The 824-nt window shown below is 52.8% G+C and carries 2 protein-coding genes; both read left to right on the forward strand.

Translation table 11 applies throughout. From position 1 onward, the window contains the following. The coding region (locus tag AK963_RS34185) for a hypothetical protein (RefSeq protein ID WP_202969950.1) at positions 1–425 on the forward strand (425 nt) is incomplete at its 5' end. Then, the coding region (locus AK963_RS29905; RefSeq protein WP_202969951.1) for a hypothetical protein at positions 425–824 on the forward strand (400 nt) is incomplete at its 3' end. The genes AK963_RS34185 and AK963_RS29905, both read left to right, overlap by 1 nt.

The raw sequence follows: 824 nt of genomic DNA on the forward strand, positions 1-824 counted from the left end.
TCAGCCAGAAGGTATGGGACAACGGCGACCCGAACTGGACTGATCACCGGGTTGGGGATCAGACCACGGCGCAATACAACACTATCAACTATCCGGTGGAAGTGACCAACAAGGGAGCCATCTATGGGAAGTGGTCGATCATCTTTACCAGCGGTTCAGCCTTTCAGGTGGTAGAAGAAAAGCTCGGGATTATCGCAACTGGCACCACAGCCTCGGACACCGCCCCCATTAACCCGGAAACCGGCGTGCCTTACTTTACCCTGCGTACCGATGGATGGGGCAGCGGTTGGGCAACGGGTAACGCTATTCGTTTCAATACCGATGGATGCCTTGCGCCGGTCTGGATTTGCAGGACTGTCCTTTCAGGTCAGGGAACGGAAACTAACGACGATTTTACACTACAGATTCGGGGGGATGCAGACTGATGCCGGTTCAATACTACAGCTGGAACGATTCAGGTGCCCCGGAATTTAAGTATTTAAGCGGCGGTTATGGCGCTTATAAAAATTCCATCATTGAAGTGCTCGATGCGATTTTGGTGACCGGATACGGCAGTAAACCGGGATTTGGCTGGACAAAGGAAATGACCTCGACGGTGCCGGACAGTAACCGCACCGTGTACAAAAATCATTCAGCCCATCAGGACGATATGTACCTGATCGTGGAGTCTGACGGTAATCAGCAGCAAGGGTTCAAAATGCAGATTGCCGATGTTGTGACCAGCCCGGAAAGTTACGCTGGATACAGCCAGATCACTGCCGTGACACAAACCCACGGTGGTACACAACGCTGGCACGCCATCGGCGATGAACGCACGTTGATCT

Source organism: Endozoicomonas atrinae, assembly GCF_001647025.1.
In the GTDB taxonomy this organism is placed as follows: domain Bacteria; phylum Pseudomonadota; class Gammaproteobacteria; order Pseudomonadales; family Endozoicomonadaceae; genus Endozoicomonas; species Endozoicomonas atrinae.